This is a genomic window from Sporosarcina sp. P1 (assembly GCF_002743155.1).
Classification (GTDB): Bacteria; Bacillota; Bacilli; order Bacillales_A; family Planococcaceae; genus Sporosarcina; species Sporosarcina ureae_B.
Genome location: NZ_PDYS01000001.1, coordinates 40,228 through 61,628, shown reverse-complemented (window position 1 = coordinate 61,628; position 21,401 = coordinate 40,228). Strand labels below are relative to the sequence as shown.

At 41.0% G+C, this 21,401-nt stretch carries 23 protein-coding genes; 4 read left to right on the top strand and 19 right to left on the bottom strand.

Annotated features, from left to right (window positions below):
* Nucleotides 1-36: 36 nt before the first annotated feature.
* The 12 genes from CSV73_RS00325 to CSV73_RS00270 form a co-directional block, all read right to left on the bottom strand.
* Entirely contained in the window at nucleotides 37-2,226 is a 2,190-nt protein-coding gene (locus tag CSV73_RS00325; RefSeq protein ID WP_232319165.1) for a penicillin-binding protein, read from the bottom strand.
* Between the two features lie 32 nt (nucleotides 2,227-2,258).
* Nucleotides 2,259-2,630, bottom strand: coding sequence for a cell division protein FtsL (gene ftsL / locus CSV73_RS00320; RefSeq protein ID WP_085133159.1), 372 nt, complete (start codon nucleotides 2,628-2,630; stop codon nucleotides 2,259-2,261).
* A gap of 19 nt (nucleotides 2,631-2,649) precedes the next feature.
* Nucleotides 2,650-3,582, bottom strand: coding sequence for a 16S rRNA (cytosine(1402)-N(4))-methyltransferase RsmH (rsmH, locus tag CSV73_RS00315; protein ID WP_085133158.1), 933 nt, complete (start codon nucleotides 3,580-3,582; stop codon nucleotides 2,650-2,652).
* Nucleotides 3,583-3,599: 17 nt separating this feature from the next.
* Nucleotides 3,600-4,031, bottom strand: a complete 432-nt coding sequence (gene mraZ, locus CSV73_RS00310) for a division/cell wall cluster transcriptional repressor MraZ (RefSeq protein ID WP_085133664.1) — start codon at nucleotides 4,029-4,031, stop codon at nucleotides 3,600-3,602.
* 780 nt (nucleotides 4,032-4,811) lie between these two features.
* The gene (gene bshC / locus CSV73_RS00305; RefSeq protein WP_085133157.1) at nucleotides 4,812-6,428 is read right to left on the bottom strand and encodes a bacillithiol biosynthesis cysteine-adding enzyme BshC; all 1,617 of its coding nucleotides are present in this window, start codon (nucleotides 6,426-6,428) and stop codon (nucleotides 4,812-4,814) included.
* Nucleotides 6,429-6,512: 84 nt separating this feature from the next.
* Nucleotides 6,513-6,893 carry a DUF3397 family protein gene (locus CSV73_RS00300; RefSeq protein ID WP_158232256.1) on the bottom strand — a complete coding sequence of 127 codons (381 nt, stop codon included), beginning with the start codon at nucleotides 6,891-6,893 and terminating at the stop codon, nucleotides 6,513-6,515.
* Nucleotides 6,887-7,780, bottom strand: coding sequence for a ketopantoate reductase family protein (locus CSV73_RS00295; RefSeq protein WP_158232255.1), 894 nt, complete (start codon nucleotides 7,778-7,780; stop codon nucleotides 6,887-6,889). The genes CSV73_RS00300 and CSV73_RS00295 overlap by 7 nt, the downstream gene beginning before the upstream one ends.
* A 55-nt stretch (nucleotides 7,781-7,835) precedes the next feature.
* Complete coding sequence (locus CSV73_RS00290; RefSeq protein WP_099626569.1) at nucleotides 7,836-9,323, bottom strand: acyl-CoA carboxylase subunit beta; 1,488 nt, start codon at nucleotides 9,321-9,323, stop codon at nucleotides 7,836-7,838.
* A gap of 81 nt (nucleotides 9,324-9,404) precedes the next feature.
* Nucleotides 9,405-9,620, bottom strand: coding sequence for an acyl-CoA carboxylase biotin carboxyl carrier protein subunit (locus CSV73_RS00285; RefSeq protein ID WP_085133154.1), 216 nt, complete (start codon nucleotides 9,618-9,620; stop codon nucleotides 9,405-9,407).
* Between the two features lie 136 nt (nucleotides 9,621-9,756).
* Nucleotides 9,757-10,518 (bottom strand): enoyl-CoA hydratase/isomerase family protein, encoded by a 762-nt coding sequence (locus CSV73_RS00280; protein ID WP_085133153.1) that lies wholly within the window; start codon nucleotides 10,516-10,518, stop codon nucleotides 9,757-9,759.
* A 106-nt stretch (nucleotides 10,519-10,624) separates the two neighbouring features.
* On the bottom strand, nucleotides 10,625-10,798 hold the full coding sequence (gene rpmF, locus CSV73_RS00275; RefSeq protein WP_085133152.1) for a 50S ribosomal protein L32: 174 nt from the start codon (nucleotides 10,796-10,798) through the stop codon (nucleotides 10,625-10,627).
* A 24-nt stretch (nucleotides 10,799-10,822) separates the two neighbouring features.
* A complete protein-coding gene (locus CSV73_RS00270) occupies nucleotides 10,823-11,353 on the bottom strand; it encodes a YceD family protein (protein ID WP_085133151.1) in 531 nt (176 codons plus the stop codon).
* Between the two features lie 126 nt (nucleotides 11,354-11,479).
* Here CSV73_RS00270 and CSV73_RS00265 point away from each other — a divergent pair, with 126 nt between their 5' ends.
* The gene (locus CSV73_RS00265) at nucleotides 11,480-12,658 is read left to right on the top strand and encodes a nucleotidyltransferase (protein ID WP_099626328.1); all 1,179 of its coding nucleotides are present in this window, start codon (nucleotides 11,480-11,482) and stop codon (nucleotides 12,656-12,658) included.
* A gap of 4 nt (nucleotides 12,659-12,662) precedes the next feature.
* Here CSV73_RS00265 and CSV73_RS00260 read toward each other — a convergent pair whose 3' ends face one another.
* On the bottom strand, nucleotides 12,663-13,709 hold the full coding sequence (locus tag CSV73_RS00260) for a SepM family pheromone-processing serine protease (RefSeq protein WP_099626327.1): 1,047 nt from the start codon (nucleotides 13,707-13,709) through the stop codon (nucleotides 12,663-12,665).
* Between the two features lie 127 nt (nucleotides 13,710-13,836).
* Here CSV73_RS00260 and CSV73_RS00255 point away from each other — a divergent pair, with 127 nt between their 5' ends.
* On the top strand, nucleotides 13,837-14,721 hold the full coding sequence (locus CSV73_RS00255; RefSeq protein ID WP_143560922.1) for a hypothetical protein: 885 nt from the start codon (nucleotides 13,837-13,839) through the stop codon (nucleotides 14,719-14,721).
* A gap of 116 nt (nucleotides 14,722-14,837) precedes the next feature.
* On the opposite strand, the gene coaD is transcribed toward CSV73_RS00255, so the two are convergent.
* The 3 genes from coaD to CSV73_RS00240 are packed head-to-tail and all read right to left on the bottom strand — an operon-like array spanning nucleotide 14,838 to nucleotide 17,318.
* The gene (coaD, locus tag CSV73_RS00250; protein WP_085133147.1) at nucleotides 14,838-15,320 is read right to left on the bottom strand and encodes a pantetheine-phosphate adenylyltransferase; all 483 of its coding nucleotides are present in this window, start codon (nucleotides 15,318-15,320) and stop codon (nucleotides 14,838-14,840) included.
* A 4-nt stretch (nucleotides 15,321-15,324) separates the two neighbouring features.
* A complete protein-coding gene (gene rsmD, locus CSV73_RS00245) occupies nucleotides 15,325-15,879 on the bottom strand; it encodes a 16S rRNA (guanine(966)-N(2))-methyltransferase RsmD (protein ID WP_099626326.1) in 555 nt (184 codons plus the stop codon).
* A complete protein-coding gene (locus tag CSV73_RS00240) occupies nucleotides 15,876-17,318 on the bottom strand; it encodes a hypothetical protein (RefSeq protein ID WP_099626325.1) in 1,443 nt (480 codons plus the stop codon). The genes rsmD and CSV73_RS00240 overlap by 4 nt, the downstream gene beginning before the upstream one ends.
* Nucleotides 17,319-17,389: 71 nt before the next feature.
* Here CSV73_RS00240 and CSV73_RS00235 point away from each other — a divergent pair, with 71 nt between their 5' ends.
* Entirely contained in the window at nucleotides 17,390-17,785 is a 396-nt protein-coding gene (locus tag CSV73_RS00235; RefSeq protein WP_085133144.1) for a DUF7147 family protein, read from the top strand.
* Between the two features lie 14 nt (nucleotides 17,786-17,799).
* Here the strand turns inward: CSV73_RS00235 and CSV73_RS00230 are convergent, their stop codons facing one another.
* Nucleotides 17,800-18,072, bottom strand: coding sequence for a YlbG family protein (locus CSV73_RS00230; protein ID WP_029052395.1), 273 nt, complete (start codon nucleotides 18,070-18,072; stop codon nucleotides 17,800-17,802).
* 285 nt (nucleotides 18,073-18,357) lie between these two features.
* Here CSV73_RS00230 and CSV73_RS00225 point away from each other — a divergent pair, with 285 nt between their 5' ends.
* Complete coding sequence (locus tag CSV73_RS00225) at nucleotides 18,358-19,227, top strand: glycerophosphodiester phosphodiesterase (RefSeq protein WP_085133143.1); 870 nt, start codon at nucleotides 18,358-18,360, stop codon at nucleotides 19,225-19,227.
* A gap of 140 nt (nucleotides 19,228-19,367) precedes the next feature.
* On the opposite strand, the gene CSV73_RS00220 is transcribed toward CSV73_RS00225, so the two are convergent.
* Together CSV73_RS00220 and CSV73_RS00215 are read right to left on the bottom strand one after the other, a co-directional pair.
* Entirely contained in the window at nucleotides 19,368-19,808 is a 441-nt protein-coding gene (locus tag CSV73_RS00220) for a YlbF/YmcA family competence regulator (RefSeq protein WP_085133660.1), read from the bottom strand.
* Nucleotides 19,809-19,879: 71 nt separating this feature from the next.
* Complete coding sequence (locus tag CSV73_RS00215; RefSeq protein ID WP_158232254.1) at nucleotides 19,880-21,292, bottom strand: UDP-N-acetylmuramoyl-L-alanyl-D-glutamate--2,6-diaminopimelate ligase; 1,413 nt, start codon at nucleotides 21,290-21,292, stop codon at nucleotides 19,880-19,882.
* Nucleotides 21,293-21,401 lie beyond the last annotated feature (109 nt).

Genomic DNA, 21,401 nt, shown 5'->3' with positions numbered 1-21,401 from the left:
TCTATTAAGGTATGCTGTGAAATCGTGCGCTATACATTAGCCGCCCATGATTTGCTCCTCTTCGTTCTCTTCCTTATCTTCATTACTTTTCTTTTTATTATACTGCTGCTCAGGCGTCCGAAGTTCAACGACGATCGGATCTTTTTTGTTTACTGACGTTCCTTCCGTTACGCTTTGTCCCACAACATAACCTTCTCCGTTGATTCGAATGTCCAACTTTGAAAGGTTCATAAAGGAAAGTACCATTTTTTTAGACCAACCTGTCATGTCTGGGAATGTCGTATCCCCTTTTGTTTCCAACAACACAATCGCGTCCTCCGGTAATTTCGTGTCAGCTTTTGGTATTTGTTTAGTTACTTTGCCACCTTCTCCGATTAGTACGGTTTGGAAGCCATCCTCGACTGCCAAAGAAGCTGCCGTTTCTGCATCTTCTCCTTCATAGTCCCCAACTTCTTTTACAGGAATCACTTGTTCATCATCAGGAGCAATGTTCAAATATTTCAAGCTGTTTTCCATAATCGGATTAAACACTTTTGATACAGGGTCAGAACCTAATTCACCTGCTTTTAATTCAGGTTGCTGAACAGTTACATAAATCAGAAGCTGCGGATCATCAATCGGTGCCATTCCAAGGAACGAGTATAAGTAGTTCCCATAGCCAGACATATAACCTTTTCCATCTGTTTTAGGAAGTTCGGCTGTACCTGTTTTACCGCCTACTGCGTAGTTTTCCAAATGATACTTTTGTGCAGTACCATGTTCTGAAGTCACTGTTGTCGCAAGGATTTCACGCACTTCTTTGGCTGTTGCTGCGGAAATCGGCGTTCCATTTTCTTCAGGTTCATGGTTCTCCAGCACTTCTTTCGTATTCGGATCAATGATTTGATCAATTACATATGGTTTCATCATGACACCGTTATTTGCAATAGCAGAAGCAGCCTGTATCATCTGTAATGGCGTCACTGTAGAACCTTGCCCATAAGAAGTCGTCAGTCGTTCAGCCGGATAATTATCCAATACTACTCCCGGTGCTTCATTTGGTAAATCGATTCCAGTTTTCTTGCCGAAACCAAATTTATGAACATATTCAATGAATTTCTTGTCGCCAATTCTTTCCAGTAAGTATGCCATTCCCACGTTAGAGGAACGTTGCAAACCTTCCATAAAAGAAATGGTGCCCCAGCCATTCACGTTAACATCACGAATCACCCGGTCGTAGATTCGATAAGATCCAGATTTGAAGTAATCGTCCGGTGCCCATTTACCTTCTTCCACTGCCGCGGCCAATGTGAACATCTTCATAGGAGAACCTGGCTCAATCGTCTGCTCAACTGCATCATTTAACCAGTTTTCTGTTAACCCTTCTCGCGTCATCGGGTTAAACGTCGGTCGCTGACTCATTGCCAAAATTTCACCCGTTTTAGGATTAGACACAAGCACAAGCATTTTCTTAGGAGAATATTCTTCTTCTACTTGATCCATCGCTTCTTCTACGAAGTTACTGATCGTCTTGTCCAATGTAAGCTTAATCGTCTGGCCATCTTTGGGTTCCTCAATTTGTTTGCTAGCCGTCGGCAATAAATATCCCCAACCATCTGATTGATAATTTACTTTTCCATCAACACCTGTTAGTTGCTCGTTATATGTTTTTTCAAGCCCCATCTTGCCTTTGGTGACAGTTAGATTATTTTCCAATTCTTCTTTTTGGGCGAAGCCCACTAAGTAAGAAGCGAATCGACCGTTAGGATAGAATCGTTTTTTACCTTCTACAAACAAAATACCCGATAAACCTTTTCTATCGAGTTCTTCCTTCATTTTCAATACCGTTTCACGATTCAAATCTTTGCCCGCGCGACCAAACTCAATTTGCCATGCGCCCTCTCTAGCATTTTCCATTTTATCGTAAATTTCACGTTCTTTTAGCGGTAAATACTTGGCCAGTACTTTCGCCGTCTCTTTATAATTGGTTACGTGATATTTTTTTTTGCTGTTTTTACTTGCAGCTTCGTTCACTACAGCAACCACATGGTAACTCAATGTATCTGACGCAATCGGCTCGTCGTTTCGATCAATAATAGATCCACGACTAGCTTGTAAGACGGCATTTTTTTCATATTGGTTCGAGGCGATTTTCGCTAACTCTTTACCATCTACTTGGCCTGTCATCTGAATAAAAAGAATTCTGCCGAATAATATGAAAAAGAGCCCTCCGAATACTACTAACATTAGAAAGGCTCCCCATTGAAAGCGAAACTTCTTCATCGTCCTGGTACAACCTTTACGTTACTTTCGTTAAGGTTCAAACCACTCTCTTGTGCTTTTTTCCAAATACGTTCGTACGTGGATTTGTCACTCACTTGAATGGACAATTCATTATTTTGTTTTGCAGTATCTTCAATTTCAGAGTTCATCAACTGCACTTCTTTATTTACAGCGTTTATATCTGAATGTGTCTGTAAAAGCATTGAAGAAGATCCAATTGTAAATGCCGCAAATAAAGTGAACAATATCTTTTCGCCTTTAGAAAAACGTTTTTTTACACGGCGGACAACCTGTGGCTGATTTTGATCAATATGCTGTCCTATCTCCGGTGTCTGTGACGTATTTAAGTTCCGTTGTTCTAGTCCCATTTGGCTCGATTCCCCTTTTCTATTTTCTCTCTATAATTCGTAACTTTGCTGATCTGGCACGTTTATTATGCTCTATTTCTTCATCTGTAGGGATGATCGGCTTTCGTGTTATAAGACGGAAATCCGGATCCATGCCCTCAGGTATAATAGGTAAGTTTGGCGGCAACTCCGGCATGGAAGAAGCTTCCTTAAAAATAGTTTTACATAAGCGATCTTCCAGTGAATGGAAGGTAATTACGCTGATCCGACCATCTCCACGCAATAACGTGAGGGCATCAGTTAAAGATTGCTCAGCCGCTCCTAGCTCATCATTTACCGCAATTCGTATAGCTTGGAAAACACGTTTCGCAGGATGGCCTCCGGTTCTTCTGGCAGCTGCTGGAATGCCCATTTTAATAAGTTCAGCTAGTTCACCTGTTGTACGTATAGGCGCATCTGCGCGTGCTTCTTCAATTTTACGAACGATTTGCTTCGAGAACTTCTCTTCACCATAACGGAAGAATATCCTCACTAAATCTGAATACGACCATTCATTGACTACATCATAAGCCGTTAATGGCGCAGAAGTATCCATACGCATGTCCAACGGTGCATCATGATGGTAACTGAAGCCTCGCTCGGGTGTATCCAATTGTGGAGAAGAAACTCCAAGGTCATATAAAATCCCATCTACATGAGAGATTCCTATTTTCGCCAATTCATTTTTCAAGTCTTTAAAGTTTGCATGGACGAAGTGTACTTGTGCAGTATAGTTCGATAGTTTTTTTTGCGCTGCTTCAATAGCTGTCATATCTTGATCGAAGCAAATTAGTTGTCCTTCAGATGATAGAAGTTTGACAATTTCTTCACTGTGACCTGCACCACCAAGTGTGCAATCCACGTAAATGCCATTTTCTTTTACATTCAAGCCTTCGACGGCTTCATGCAGTAATACTGTTGTGTGGTTAAACATGGTTATTCCGCCTGCTTTCAAAATTCAAAATCAATTAGGTTTTCTGCAATGTCATTGAATGATTCTTCAGATTCCTCGTAATACGCTTCCCATAGTTCTGTAGACCAGATTTCAATCCGGCTGGATACACCGATAATCATACAGTCCTTTTCAATCTTCGCAAATTCCAGTAAGTTTGCGGGTATATTTACTCTCCCCTGCTTATCCAGACTTGCTTCGCTTGCTCCTGAGAAGAAAAAACGAGTGAATGCCCGAGCATCTCTTTTTGTAACCGGCAACGCTTTCAATTTTTCTTCAAGCTTTTGCCATTCATCCAGTGGATATCCAAACAAGCAATTATCCAGTCCACGGGTTAAAATAAAGCCTTCTGCTAATTGCTCCCGAAATTTCGAAGGAACGATCAGTCGACCTTTCATATCGATTGAATGCTGATACTCACCCATGAACATATAATTCACCCCACTGTATGAAATAATGTACCACATCCCCCCACTTTCCTCCACCCACTACACCATTTTTCTTCGCATAATTTTTAAAATGTGTCAATAGTACTTCTTTCTAATTTATATTCTCGTCCATATCCCGAAAAAACTACTTTTTTCGCAATTTTCTCTAGTCATTACCTTTAAGAAAATTTCAATACCAATTAGAGAATCTACTAGTGAGTATGAAGGCTGGAAGCTCTAGTTAGAGATGCTTTCTATCTCTAGAGAATGCGTGAGTTGATTACAAATCATTCACTGACGTTAGTATGGGAGATTGCATTGTATTTAAACTTATCTACACGCAATTTTAGATTCCGTACATCCACAAAAAGTGAAACGTAAGAGTAGCAACTCTTTTGAACATCCATTCTCCGCGAGCCCGCGGAATTGCGGCTCTTCTAAAGCGACAATCCCTACCACAACTATATAAGTTGAACAAATTATTTGTTACGTAGTAGTACTAAGTTGCTTGGAGTGCAAGGCGGCTCCTGGGGGATTAGCGTGCGCCTTGAGACCCCGGCCAGATGCCTTAATTTCTGCAAAGTACACAGAAATACGGCAAAGCGAACCCTTCGCTGTTCGCTTGGCTCAAGCCACGCCCCTCGGAAAACGTCCGCCTGGAACGGAAAGCAACGGTTGGTACCGTCCATTTCTTTAATTCATCTTATATAATTGGCTAATTAATCTTTTACATGAAAACAAAACCCGACATTCATAGAACGAATGTCGGGTTTAAGTGGTTTCTTATAAATAGACTAACTGATGTGATCCATTACACGTATAAGGTTGTTTCAGAAGCTCGTCAATCAATCCTTCACCGAACTGATTCATGTAAAAGTATGGCGAGTAGAGACGCTCTTGCAAGGAACCTTCCGGAAATAACTGTTCCGAAATAATGTGAAAACGCTCGTATTGCACATGGTTCTTTAGCAAAATCGACTGTTCTTTTTTCTTCTGTAAATAATCAAATTGACTAGTATGGAATTGTAAGTTTTTATTGAGCAATTGTATTAGTTCCGGATCTGTTGTTTTTAGATGTGACTGTAACTGTTCGTACTGCATCTGCAATTGATTCTTCGTTTCTGCCAACAAACGATCGAATTGCTCATCTCGCTGTTGCTCTCGCCATTTTTCCAATTGTTCCGGTAGTTCGTCATTCATTACTTGAGTCATTGAAATCCCCGTTAACTTTAGGGCTTCTTGAACTTGTCTATTGACCAAAGTAATTGAAAGTCGCGGTACGATTACTGGCATATTGATTCCCATGATGTGAAATGCCTCTTTCAATAAAGACCAATAAGCAATTTCGCCAGGTCCACCGACAAATGCCAATACCGGGAATACGAGATCTTGCATAATAGGTCTCGTAGCGACGTTGTTACTGAGCAACCATGGCTTATTTTTCGCTACAGTATGCATTTCTTGTTCTGTAAAGGACACGCCCGCTTGTTCATTAACGAATTTGCCATCTTTTCTTCGGAGTAGTACTCTGCCTGTATCGTGAACATAAAACAGATTGGCATCTTGTTCTTCCGATTCAATTGGCTTTGCGTAGCCATATGTGTGAAGTTGTTGTTCTGCATAGTAAATGCTTTTCGCCATCGCTTCCGTATTTTCAATCATTTGTGAAAAGTAAGGCGACTCCAATTGACGCAACGGCTTATAAGCTGCGTCCATAAATAATAATCCATGCGCAGTAAATAGGTCATTCATCAATGAAGTAAAGAAACCTGTGAAATTCTGTTGTTGCTCTACAGTTTGTAGCACATCACGCAATAATTTTTGCGTATAGGACGTCTCTCCATAACTTTTAAATATCTTCTTAATATACACGGTCATTTCTTTTTGATCATAATACGTGTCTGAAGCCATCGCTTTTAAAATGGTCGGCTGTTTAAACTGCCGCTTAACCGCTTTTCCTGCCTTCGCAGTATATGTATGATTGATTTCGTTAATATCGTGATCTTCTCCAGCAATCCAAAACACAGGAACTACAGGTTTACCTAATTCCTTTCGTTGTTTTTGTGCCAATAAAATCACGGATATCGCTTTATGAACAGAATATAAAGGTCCTGTCAAAACTCCCGCTTGTTGCCCACCAATTACTACCAATGCGTCTTGAGAAAGCTCTTGAATATACTGAGCAGCCAAGTCTGATATTCCAAACGGCTTCATATAACTTTCTACCGCAGCAGCCAGTTGCTCTCTCTGAAAAGAACGTCGCTGTAGTTCCTCTGCTCTTTCTTCATACCCTGCAGGTGTCATTTCATAGTCGAAAAATCTATGGAAAAATTGTGGATCGTGACGATACGCTTCCATCAATTTATTCTTTTTCGGCAACTCCATTGTGTCCAAGTCCATCTCACAAACCCCTTTATGTACTATACTACAGCAAGTATATCACCTCATCCGATCAGGTTGAATAGATACGCTTATGAGTACCCATTAGTTCACGTAGCGGATGATCTGCACTGTAATTCCGGTAATGAACAGTATAAAGTAAGCTGCCGTTAAGAGTAGAAAATACGCTCGCCACGTTCTGCGTAACACCCAAGATGTCCGAAACTCTTTTTCCCTTGAACGTTCTATCACTGCAAATCCGATGGCAATCAAACACAAAATTCCGATTAACAAAATAGGAAGCCAAACATCCCAAATTGCACGAATCAAAATCAAAACGGTAAGTACCATAAACGGTGTAGTCCAATCTACCGCCCATCCGATCCTCTTTTTCTTAGGTAATCCTATTTTCTTTGCAACAATAATTAATACAACTAAAATGATAAATGGGAACAATAATAACGCTCCAAGTATATTCGTCAACATCCGCCACATTCACTCCTGTTTATTCCAAGCAGTGCAGTCTCTAGCATTTGCAAAAAGGGAGCACTGCCACCTTTTTGATTAATTTCTTTCAACACTGCCGTTAAAATAGTTTCAATTTCCATATTCCGTCCATTTATTCTATCCACAAGCATAGAAGAGTGATTATCGGCTGTTTTACGGCATACCCCTTCTATATCATTATAGCTTAATAGATCGCCATATTCTTCAAAGTTGCTGAGTAACTCTTTACACAACTGGCGGAATAACAAATGGAAATAAGGATTTTCTAATAACAGTCCATTCCTTACTTCCAACAATGCGGTTAGTGGGTTGATCGCACAATTGATCAGTACTTTACGAAGTAATAACTGCTTTGCATTTTGTTGCGTAGTAATGGGAAAGTTCTGTGGATCTATTTCTTGCATCCATTGTATAATTGGAGCAATCTGGTCATTTTCCACCATGTTAATAGGTCCAATACCGTTATGTGAAACTGTTCGATCATCTATTCTTGTTGCACCATGCTCGACTGTCGCGAATGACACACGCCCAAGTGGATACTGCGTAATCAGCGATAGATGTCCAATTCCATTTTGAATGAACAATAAATCCGGTTGTATGGACATAGCACTGATTTTGGATAATACAATGTGCAACGCGTCATACTTCACAGCAATAATCCATAGCGCGTCTTTAGGCAACTCTTCAATATGTATTGTTGAATCTACTTCATATGTAAAATTTCCTGGTTCTCTTACCAGACCACTACGTAAGCGTTTTGCTTGTTCCTCTCGTCTTACCCAAAAGGTCACGTTTCCCTCGTGTTGAGCTAAATAGGAACCGATTAATAAACCAATGGATCCGGCTCCTACCACTACAAATCGCATAGTTTTCCTCCTTAAAAAAGAGACCCAGTGAAGGCGTCTCTGTTGGTACGTTTTATTATACAGGATAGACAGGATGTTTTCTCGAAGAATTCGTAATTTTTTTCGTTTTATAATATTCGAATCTTTCAGCAAGCACTGACCGTAGATGATGAGGGGCGACCACTTCATCAATGATAAGTTCCGAGGCCATTTTATAAATATCAATTTCTTCTTTATACTCTTGCTGCTTCTCTTTAATAAATGCAATTCTCTCTTTCGGATCCGCAATGGCTTCGATTTTATTCGAGTACACCGCATTAACAGCTGCTTCCGGACCCATTACAGCAATTTGTGCAGTCGGCAACGCAATACAGACATCCGGCTCGAATGCAGGACCTGCCATTGCGTACAGTCCTGCTCCGTATGCTTTACGTACGACAACTGAAATTTTCGGTACAGTAGCGGAGCTCATCGCCATAATTAGCTTGGCTCCATGACGGATAATTCCTTGTCGTTCCACTTTCGTTCCAATCATGAACCCTGGCACATCTGCAAGGAATAGCAACGGTATAGAGAAGGCATCACATAATGTAATGAACTTCGTTACTTTATCCGCTGAATCCACAAACAGCACACCACCCTTGACTTTGGGCTGATTCGCAATAATTCCTACAGGACGTCCATCAATACGCCCAAGTGTAGTGATGACTTCCGCCGCAAATAACTTCTTGATTTCGAATAAGCTATTATTATCCACTAATTGATCGATCGCCTCATACATATCAAATGGAGCGTTTTGATTTTCGGGAATGATTTCTTCCAACGAACGACCTTCTTTTACCCCACAGGATTCCACTATTCTAGTAGACTCCTCAAAGTTTGCAGGGAAGTAGGATAGATACCTACGTGCTTCTACAATCGCTCGCTCTTCAGTATTTACTAGCACGTCCCCACATCCACTTACCGTACAATGCATGCGTGCGCCACCCATTTCTTCCAGCGTCACTTTCTCACCTATGACTTTTTCAGCCATCCTTGGTGAACCTAAATACATCGAGGCGTTACCTTCTACCATAATGACAATATCACAGAAGGCTGGAATATAGGCACCGCCTGCCGCAGAGGGCCCGAATAAAAGACAAACTTGTGGAATGACACCCGATAAGCGCACTTGGTTATGGAAAATACGACCAGCTCCTCGACGATTCGGGAACATGTCTAGCTGATCTGTAATACGTGCACCCGCAGAATCCACTAAATAAAGTAACGGTACACGAAGCTTTTCAGCCGTTTCTTGAATACGGATAATCTTCTCTACCGTTCTTGCACCCCACGACCCCGCTTTAACTGTAGAGTCGTTAGCCATCACACAAACTGTTTGACCGTCGATTTTTCCGGTGGCAGTAACCACTCCATCTGCAGGTAGATCTTTTGCTTCACAGTTCGCAAATTTTCCATCCTCTGCATACTTACCATCGTCAAATAAAAGACGCAATCGTTCTCTGACGAATAACTTACCTTGCTCTTCTAATTTTTCATGATATTTTTCTGCACCACCCTTCATAACGTGAGCAGTAATTTCTTGAAGTTTTTCATTATACGCTGTCTTAGTTGATTCATTTGTCAAGGAACTTCCCTCCTTTTATTACGATTGAATGGTCACTAACACTTCATCTTCATCTACGAAATCACCTTCAGCACCGTGAATCTTACTTATCGTTCCATCCACTTCAGCCTCTAGCGGAATCTCCATCTTCATGGATTCCAAAATGACAACAACTTGTCCTTTCGTCACTATATCTCCTTCTTTTACATCTATCTGAAAAATCGTACCTGCCATAGTTGCTTTTACTTCTTGCATACCATCACTCCTCATATACTTAGTGCTAACACTTGCTGAAAATATTTTCTTTATAGATAGTGTATCTTATTCATGAAACCGTTTACAAGTAAATCTTAAACAGTCCCGACAGTGTATGCCTGTCGGGACTGAAAGTTTACTTGCTTTTCGTTAAAAATCTTTGTACCGCTTCATGATGGGCATCACTTTCCCAAAGGATGGAACAAACGCGAGCTTCTTCCTGCATGGCGTGTTCAAGCTCACTAGCTCTCCACTTCCTAGTGGCGATGGATTTATACGCACGGTGTACATTTCTATGTACTTTAAGCTGCGGAGCTAGAAATTGGTCAAGAGCCGCCTTCGCATCCCCCTCATACACTTCAGTCGCCCAGCCAAGCTCTAGTAGTTGTGCAGATGTATGAATGCTGGCGCCGCTTGTAAACTGCAGCAAACGGTCATGAGGGCCGTTTTTCTCGAATAACAATGTAGCTCCGCCCCAACCAGCCGTGATCGCCAACGTACCTTGAATGAATCCAGCTCTTGCATGCGATGCAACCAAACGGTAATCACAAGCCGTTGCCAGTTCACAGCCTCCACCCACAGCCGTTCCATTTACAAGCGCTATCGTAGGCATTGGTAAAGTAGCGATTCGATATAAAATACTAGCCCCCCTGCTCAACATCGGAAAAGCATCCTCTGCGGTTTGAAAGCCGTGAAAATCACTAAGATCTCCGCCTGAACAAAATGCCAAGTCACCTTCTCCCTTAATAACAGCAAAGGAAACTTCCGGGTCATCTTCGATTTTATCTAGAAAGAATTCAAGCCCCTCCATGACATCATAATTTACCGCATTTCGCATAGCAGGACGATTAATTGTAAAATACGCAATGGATTGATCAACCTTTATAGAATAAGACAAAAAAATTCCCCCTTTTCACTTAGCATACCATTTTTATGCAAAACAAAAAAGACTACCTTGAGCCATGGTCTCAAGGTAGTCTTTCATTCGTTGTGTTGAATCTAAATTATTCGCCTACAACGTCTTTTCCTTTGTAGTGTCCGCATGATTTGCAAACGTGGTGTGCCAATTTCATTTCGCCACAGTTGTTACAAGTAGTCATACCTGGCGCTTCAATTTTGAAATGAGTTCGACGCATATTTTTCTTCGTTTTAGAAGTTCTTCTCTTTGGTACTGCCATTGGGGGGCACCTCCTTATAAGGGTTTACTCTTTATCGGTTTCAAAAAAATTAGCCAATCCCGCTAAGCGAGGATCCACTTTTTCTCCTGCTTCTTGTCGTTGCGCTTCCAATTCTTCATCGGTTGTATAGGACCAACCTTTACCTTCCACCTGTTGCATCTCATCTGCATTTTCACAGAATACTTGCATCGGGATTTCAAGCAAAATTAGTTCTTCCAATACAGGAGTAAAATCAATTATTTCCTCATCAACCGGATGAATTTCATCATCCGTCTGAAGTGTCTCCTCGTCCCAGCTGAATTGCTCAACTGTTTCAATGGAGAATGGATAATCGACGTCTTCCCACGTACGTGCACAAGGCAAAATCATTGAACCTTCTAGCCGAAGCTGGCATGTTAACTTTTTCTCACCAATTGTACATGTTCCACTTACTCGAACAGGCTGAATTGCCCTAATTTCTTCATTCCGATTTTTCACAGAATCCAAATTCACTGCTTCGTCAAACAGTAGCGGGCCTTGCCTATGTTTCCGTAATTGATGAATGGACCATTTCATGTCTATCACCTCAAGACAACAATGTTGATTATAGTATTTTAAATAAGGGATGTCAAGATATTTTCTTGTCACCTTATCAAGTTTAACGGTATAATTCATTATACGCAAGTACAGAGGAGGATTTCATTGATAGCTACTGGTATTGTCGTCGAATATAATCCCTTTCATAACGGCCATTTGTTCCATCTCAATGAAGCTAAAAGACTAACGCGTGCAGATGTGATAATCGCTGTGATGAGTGGACATTTTCTTCAACGCGGTGAACCAGCGATTGTCGATAAATGGACACGAGCGCGCATGGCCCTTGCTAGTGGTGCAGACCTAGTCATTGAGTTACCTTATGCTTTTTCTACAGCCCATGCTCCTCAATTCGCTAAAGGAGCCGTCCACATCCTCGACGCACTTCAATGCAAGAACATTTGCTTCGGTAGTGAAGAAGGTCACATCGAGCCATTTATAAATAGTTTAGACACAATGAATACACATCATGAACTTTATGAAAAAACCATAAAGAGTTCCATGCAAGAAGGGATCAGTTATCCGAATGCCTTGCGAATTGCATATGAAGCAATTTCACGCGCCACTGAAAAACCACTCGCTGATTTATCAGAACCAAATAACATTCTAGGATTTCATTATATGCAAGCCATAAAAGAAATTCAATCGAACATGATTGCTGTCACGCTCGAGCGAAAAGGAACACATTATCATGATGAAGTATTACCTGTAGAGTCTATCGCCAGCGCAACAGGAATACGCAAAGAATTGTTTGCGACCGATGTCGCGCACGTTCAACCTTTCATGCCTTCATCTTCCTATGAGCTTCTTCATCAACAGCCTCATCAAAGCTGGGATCATCTCTACCCATTTCTTCGATACATGATTCTTCGTGAAGGGCCTGAACAATTGGCATCCATTGCAGATATCACGGAAGGTATTGAATTTTCTCTATGGCGCGCTGCAAAAGGACATGCTACATTTCAAGAATTTATGCAAGCCGTCAAATCTAAACGTTACACATGGACACGAATACAACGAATGCTAGTACATATTTTGACCGGTTATCGAAAATCAATCCGCGCACAAATCACCAGTCCATCTTATTTACGACTACTCGGTATGTCTGAAGACGGAAGAAGTTATTTGCGCACAGTGAAAAAAGAAGTGACTTTGCCAGTTATAAGCCGAGTAGGTTCTCACAAGGACCCATCACTTCTAATGGATATTAAAAGTACGGATATTTATATGTGTGGTATTCAACGAGAGCCAGGTCTCGATTTTAAAACACCGCCCATATTACTGTGACACTTTACTTTTCCTCTAGTTTTTCCAAATAACTTAATGCATCATCGATCGTTTTGACCGGTACAACTTTCATTTTTGTACCGATTTTATCCGCAGTTGCTTTCGCTTCTTCATAATTTGAGAGAAGCTGCGGATTCTTCTTTTTCACTTCCTCCGGTAATTCATCGTCGGGCGCGAAAAATATCTCCATATCTTGACGATCAGCTGCCATGATTTTAAAATCTATTCCTCCAATTCGTCCTACTGACCCATCTTCAAGCATCTCGCCAGTTCCTGCGATATTATACCCCTTTGTTAAATCGACATCCACTAGTCGGTTCATCAATTCCAGTGTGAACATCAAACCCGCTGAAGGCCCACCGATTTCCTCTGTACGTATATCCACCTTTGGCTCTGTTTCTAATTTAATCTGCTCTTCAAACTCTATTCCTAAACCTACTCGTCCGTCCGTCTCCGGAAGTACTTTTAATTCTACCGGAACATCCAACTTCTGTTTTCCACGTTCTACTTGCAAATGTACTTTTTGACCTTCATGCATATCACCAAATTCTTGCATAAATTCTTCTGCGGAAGCGAGCTTTAGTTGATCAATCGATTGAATGATGTCCCCTACTTCGAGTTTTCCTGCTGACGCTCCTGCGGGTAACACACCCGCTACAAAGACGCCCGTGAATTTTCTGGTAATCGGCAATCCTGCCTTCTCAAACGCTACCGATATGGCATGTATTTTCGAATCAGCCATCAATTTTTTCTGACGCACTCCATACTCTGCATCACTTTCCCCATGCCTTCTTACTTGTGTAGCCGGCATTAACTTCATTTTATCTGAAACCTTTGACCAAGCGTACGTTACAGGTGTTGCCTTGCCAATTGCAATTGTCATCAAACTAAATGTTCCTACGTCGTCAGTATCTCCGCCTATCACTTCTACGAGGGGTGCCAAATCATAGGCTCCGCCTGGTCGAGAAATATACATATCCAACGGGTAAAGTACTAAAACAGCTATCATTAGTAGGATGACCGCCGCTATTCCCCATTTACGCATTTTCATAAAAGCTCACCTCCATTAATAGCCTGTACGAATACTACATATATATTACGGTAGATTTTATTGTATTTCAAAAATTAGGAAGGAGTGCGACAGATGCTTTTTATTTATGATCCTGCCGTATCGAACAATGAGTAACGTACTCTTCATCTGGGCGCTAATTATTTTATTTATTTTGCAACCAGATGTTGCTCATGAAGGAGCCGTTTCGGGAGCCCAATTATTCACTCATGCGTTACTACCCTATTTGCTACCCTATATTATTTTAACGCAGTGGCTATTGAAAATGCCTAGCAAGCGGGGCACCAGTCAATGGAGCCGTTACATAAAGGCTTATGTGCTTGGTTCATTTGGAGGCTTCCCGGTAGGGGCCGTGACCGTTAGTGAAATGAAAAAGAATGGAGAGATCTCTGCAGCTGAAAGTAGTTTGCTGGTCGCATCCTGTCATGCACCAGGACCTATGTTCATTATTGGCTTTGTTGGCAACGAATTATTCGGCAGCACGACAAGTGGTTGGAAGTTGTTGATTGCCATTCATTTAGCTAATATCGTATTTTTCGTATTGGCCATGTCACTTGTGGGAAGCCGATATCAGCAAACAGCTGTCCCGTCCATCCCCCAACAACAACATAAAACATCTCCTTTGTTGCGCTCTATTAAAGACAGTTCATCCGTTATATTGTTAGTCGCGACTACAGTCATTTTCTTCTCTTCTCTAGGCAATGTGCTTTCGCATTCCATATCTTCCGTAATTACTGTGGATATGGGAGTTACCAAAACTTTATTGCTTGCCGTGTTCGAGATGACTTCTGGTGTCCAGTCTGCTACCGAGCATTTTGCTGGAGATGCGATTTATCCGATGCTCATCGCGGCCATTCTTTCGATCAATGGTATGAGCATTCATATGCAGGTCATGACAATCGCTAAAAGCGCTGGTATACGTATACTGCCTTATGTGATTGCAAGGGGCTGGAACCTGTTACTTGTCCCTGTATTATTCATTTGGATTTATTGAGTGAGTAATCAAAAACTGATGGAGTGCCATGTAAAGTATTCGCTGATAAACGTAATACTATGCAAAAAAGGATGCCTCTAAAGGTCATCCTTTTATCATTTTTTAATTACGTATCCTTATTTTTCGAACTTTCTCGTTAGAGCTACATTGACATGGGGTGGTACGAGCGTGGAGACATCTCCACCGTAACGTGCCACTTCTTTGACGATACTTGAGCTGAGGAACGAATACTGACTCTTTGTCATCACAAAGAACGTTTCAATACTCTCATCCAGTACTCGGTTCATCGACGTAATTTGCATTTCATACTCGAAATCCGAAATTGCGCGTAAACCACGAACAATGACGGATGCGTTAACTTCTTGCGCATAATCAATCAACAGCCCTGAAGAAGTATCAATCTTGACATTGTCATACTTCGATATAGCTTCCTGAATAAGAGCAACACGCTCCTCCACTGTAAACAAGGGTTTTTTGGAAGAGTTATTCATTACGGCAACATGCACTTCTTGGAAAGTTTTTGCTGCTCTTTCTATAATATCTAAATGTCCATTCGTGACCGGGTCGAAACTTCCTGGTACGATTGCAATTTGTGTCATGCCGTCAGCCTCTTTTCTTGTAAATCGTAATAGCAGTACTTCCATAAATAGTGGAACTGATTTGACTATATGTATCATAATGATCGGGCAAATCTATATGTTTATCATGTTCACAAATGATGGTTGCATCATCCGCTACCAACCCTTGTGCTATTACGTCTTTAATTACATCATAGTATTCGACCGTTGCGTAGGGAGGATCCACAAATAGTAGATCAATAGAGACTTCTTTCAGCTTAAGAATCGTAGCTGCCTGTCGTGCATCTTTTTTTTCAATCCACAGACATTCTTCCATTCGGCACTTTTCTGCATTTATTTTGATTATAGCGCATGCTTTTGGATTCTTTTCAAAGACAATGGCCTGTTCCATCCCTCTTGATAGCGCCTCAATCGCAATAGAGCCACTGCCGCCAAATAACTCGACAACAGTGCCCCCATCGAAATAAGGACCGATTTTGTTGAAAATAGACTCTTTTACCTTGTCTGATGTCGGTCGCGTCGATGTGCCGGGTAAGGATTTCAAAGACATCCCTTTTCTCGAACCGGAAATGACTCTCATTCTTTTTCCATCTCCTTTATTAACTTTTCAATTTGTTCGATAGAAATGGTTTCATCCGACTTATCAATTAACACCAAGAAGATTCGTCGCAACCAATTTTCATCAAAGTATAATGTTTTATTGATTAAGATATAGGGCTTTTCCGTGTAATCATATTTGCTATTATTCATAATGTAGAAAGGTTGTACTTTAGAAAAACGATAGCTGCGATTTGGACTGTCAATATAAATCGATTGCTCGTTTGTACGAATTGAATAACCCATTTTTGACAATAATTCTTCTGCTGGGTAAAAACTTTTACCATCCTGTACTATTATCTTCACTTCTGGAACTTCTTCTCCATCAAGCAATACAGGCCGTGGATCAAATAAAAGGAATGGATAGTTATATCGCTGCTCTTTCATCGTCTGATGAAAATAGTGAGTGTCAAATGCTAGTATCTTGGATAACGCTCTATCCAAATCGGATGAAGAAATTTTTTTGTCTATTTTCTCTTGGATGTTTTGACGAAATTGTCGAAATTGCTCTGCTGAGATGGATTCTTTCAAACGAATAAATACTTTTTGTTCCGCTTTTGTTCCTACTGGATCATCTGCAAGTATAGATGCAATCATACTGCTCATCGATGGCTCGTCCGCTTGTAAAGTGAAACGTGACTGGACACTCATTCTGGCTACTTGATTTATGACTTGCGACATATTATCTGTTTTATCTATAATAAAGCGTTCCGCATTCAGCGACTGATTACTGGAAGCTAACACTACACTGACATGATTCCCACCGATAGCTTCTAACATATTAACCAGTTGGTCATTATACTTTTTATCGATGCCTTCACCAAAGATTGTCAACTTATTTGAAGAGTATGCTAGTGGCACATCCTGTTTCTGCCAATACAGCTCATTAACAAATCCTACGCCACGATACAAACGATAGGTAATACGCTCTTTATTTGCCTTTCCTACACGTTCCAATCCCGACACCCACATGCCGCCAATACCTTGCTCATCAGTCACGTGAAGAACCGTCGTCAGGGGTTTTGCATCCTGAAGAAACACAAATGGCTCCTTAAATAATTTACGCTCCGTCAGCGGTGTTTTTTTCGGTAGTTTATAACGAATGGATTGTTGATCACGTCCGCCTTCTTCAAATGCTACACTGGAATCATTCAGTCGAGCGCATGCAGAAGAGTCCTCTGCTTCGCATCCGCGCTCCACACTTCCTTCCGGCCAGATAATCTCATGTCTACCTTCCGACAAGTTATAAAAGTGGTGACGAATGTACAATCCATCCGCTCGATTGACAACCTCAATTTCCTGACGATACGTACCTGAATTCGCGCCTTCTCCATTTGCATTGACCGATTGGCTGTAATGCAAATAAACGAGCCCACCGTTTACTGCCGCCAAAAGAAATAAAATCCTTATAATAACTTTCAACGTACAACACCTCATCACATGGTATGATGGACACGAACCATTACTAATCGCCTGAAAGGAAGCGCTTGATTATGATCCAACAACGTTTTATCGAACTAGGGGAAGGCTATAGCGACATCTACGAATTACTCGAAATAATGTCTACAAACTCCCACAGAATTCATAAGTCCTATATTTTTTCATCGAAACATCATTCTAATGAACAATTATCATTAGCCGTTTCCTTTACTCCTGCAAATGAAAACACTCATTTCATGCCGATCTATATTTGCAGAGAAGGAATACGTTATTCTGCAGACAAACCATCGAAACGTTATGACCTGTTTGTTGAGCATGCAGAGTCGCTAAATAAAAAGCCCGTCAGAATTGAAATAAAACATTCAACTGAATTTGCTGAAAATGAGTTATTTTACCAATACATTACAGGCGTCTTACGCTTAAACCACTTGTTGCCGCCGCTAAATTAATAAGCGGCAGCAAGTCACAATCCTGTTTTATAATCATATTCTTTTGCTTTATCGGGCTTTGCATTTTCATATATCGTGCTAACAAAGGGACGTTGTGAAGGCAATACTTTCCGTACAGCCGACAAACGCTCCAACTTAGTGATTGTCGTTTCCACGTCTTCCATATCACAGTAAAGCACAACGTATTTCATTCGTTTGGAAATATAATGAACATGCCCAAATTTGCGCAATGATTTTGCTTGTTTTAAATGATGGAGATAGACAATTATGCCTTGTCGATCAATCATGATTCTCCCCCTCTTTCTTACTTCATACAATACCATAGGTGAGAAAAGTCCTGCAACCTTGCATATGAAATGTTTGCGTAGATATATGGGAGACCAGACCAGTCCCCAATCTTTGTTTGCACACCTTCTCTGGAATAGGTTACACTTAAGAAGACATTTATCTGATTCCAATCTGTCTTTACTTTTACAAGGCGACTAGATACAAGTATTTTCTGTTCAGTTGAAGTATAAACATCAGCTCAACAAAAAAGTGATAACTGACTATATTATTGAGGAGGTTTTAGATTGGGAAGGAAAACAAACGTTGCATTAACTGTGGGAGCTGCAAGTGTAGCTGCATGGGCGGCTTCAAAAGTAATAGCAAAACCAGAACCCCGAGCCGAAAAGAAAGCGCTCCATTTCTCGGAAGTAGCTATTTTAACTGACGCGCAACTGTGCCAAAATACAGAAGTTGACCCACTTACCGCTTATACCAAGATGGCTGATTTAGGTGTTCACGGATTCGCGGTCGATATACAACTCACGAAAGATGAAGATATTTTATTAGTGCCTAACCAGGAACTTTTGCCTTCCAATGAAATAGCCGATTATACAGTAGATGAAATCTTGACAAAATATAATAACGCCCATGATCTTGATACTTTGCATGGAGATGTATCAGTTGTATCATTACGTGAACTGTTGGAAAAGTTCCCCCAATTATTACTTGTCATCTCTATGAATGATTGCCCTACAACGTATGAAGGAAGTTTAATCCCTTCCAAATTGTGGCGACTACTAAAAGAGGTAGATGCTACTGAACGTGTTGTAGTAACAAGTCTATACGATGAACAAATTGATCGATTTAATCTATATGCTCAGAATTCTGTTGCCTTAGGTGCAGGAAGTGAAGAAATAAAAAAAGCTTATGTCGCTTTTACGAGCAAATTTGGTCATCTGTACCGGCCGAATGCAGATCTATTCTGCCTGCCCGAAAAACTTGGTGTGTTCCCACTCGCTTCAGAAGGCTTCGTCCGCTTTTTACAAGATCTCAATATAACTGTATTTTATGCGTTGAATGAGACAGATGAACTTCCAAAACTAGCTAAATTGGACGTCGATGGTTTTATAACATGTTACCCAAAACAATTGTTGACGTTCTTCAATGAGCACTAAAGTGACTATAAGGCTTACCGTGGACATGCTTGCGCTCAAAACGCCACTTTAATGTTTACTTTCTCCTCGGACACTAATTATATCTATAAAGTAACCCCCTGCAGTTTTTGCAGGGGGTTACTCATTCTTATGAAATAAATTTACGCTGAACAAGAACAGCTGCCACCTGAACCACAACCGCTACCGCAAGAGCTGTTAGAGAATGTCCCATCACCTGCTGGTACTTTCACAGCTTCTGAAACGGACTGGCCAATCAAGATACCAATTTCGTCCAACAGATCCTGTACGTCATTTTCAGCCAGACGCAATGCAGCCACTTCATCTTGTAAATCCAGTTCGCGCTTTTGAACTCGAATTTCCTTCATAATTACTTTGTAATCTGGATGATAGCGCCCAAAACGCTGTACATCCTCATATTGTTCTTTCATTTTAGTGAAATCCATGATCTTTTTTCGCAGATCAGCGTTTGAATATACACGGTTATGTGCGTCTTGATAGGTTTTCACCACTTCAGAACACAGCAGCATCTCGGAAAGTTCTTCCGCCATATCGATGACTCGCATCCACTCATCTGTCATCATTACCAATTGCCGCACCTCCTATCACCACTATCATAACAAAAAACTGCTTCCTCGACTATCCATTAAGACTTTTACTTTTTGGTATTTCTCCTACTAAACGTTTTTTTCACTTCTTCCATATCGCAAAAGTGTATCGTCTGATGCTCTATTTGCTGTATTTGTTCATGTCCTTTCCCTGCAATGAGCACAATCTCACCTGGCTGCGCTTGTGTGACAGCGTATTGGATTGCCTGGTGCCGATCGATGAAGATTTCGATAGGGGTTGTAAAACCCACCATGCCCCCCAAAATGTCCACAATAATTTGTGACGGATCTTCTGTTCTTGGATTATCAGAAGTCAAAATCACATGTGAACTGTAGTGAGCAGCAACTGCACCCATTTGTGGACGCTTGTCACGGTCTCTTTCTCCTCCACATCCAAATACAGTAATCAGCCGTTTGGAGGACTCAGACAAGGCTTCCAATACCGCTTGTAAGGCGTCTGGTGTGTGCGCATAATCTACATACACTTCAATACCCGCTTCTTCATATTTCTCCAGTCGCCCAGTTGGAAGGCGCAAAGCATGCAAATGAGGCTTTATGACGCGTAATGAATATCCAAGCGCCATGAGGGCTCCTATAGCCGCTCTTGCATTCATTTCATTGTGATGACCTAAATTAGCAAGTAGCACTTTTTGTTGTGGTTTGCCGTTAATATGTCGACTGCTGAAATAAATGGGTGGTTTGGATAATTCCTCCCCTATAGCACGACATGTCTCGTCATCTTCATTAATTACAAGCTGATCAGCTAATGGAATAAGTAGTTTTTTGGCATCGATGTATGGCTGTCTACCTCCATGTTCTACATAGTGATCCATTCCAATATTCAAAAACACACCAACAGTTAACGGGCAGTGTGCTAAACGATTCTTGAACAGCCCAATTGAAGATGCCTCAAGAACAATATGGGTGACTTGTTGCTTAATACACCTACGTAAAATAGGATGTAATTGCTCAGCTGGCATCGTCGTCATAGAATTTCGAATCGGCTCTGTTAGCTTACCGTCAATATAAAGACCTGTCGTTCCGATAACAGCTGTTTTATGTCCGAGTTCTTTTAATAATTGCCCGATAAAATGACTGACTGTAGTTTTACCGTTCGTCCCCGTAATGCCAATGATGCGTAATTCTTCAGCTGGGTTATCTGAAAACTTCGCACTTCCATATGAAATAAAAAGCGAACTATCGGGAATCAGAACGATCGTAATGTTTGCTGGTATGCGTGTTAGATCTATGTTTTCTCGATCGATTACCAACGTGTTTGCTCCATTTGAAATCGCTTCTTCAATAAATGTCATTCCATCTGTCATAACTCCTTTCTTTGCTACAAATACATAATTCTTCTTGACCCTCTTTGAAGATTCCGTGATCCCATCGATTGCCCGTCGAATTGAGCCCTGTAAAATAGTGCATGGCCAATCCTTTAGTAATTCAGATAAAAGCAAGGTCTCCCGCCCCTTCCCGAACCTTTTATTCTCCAGAGAATATAATGAAACGAAGCATAAAGTATTCTATGAAAGGCATAAGAAGAATGTCACGAAGAAAGTTGGGATT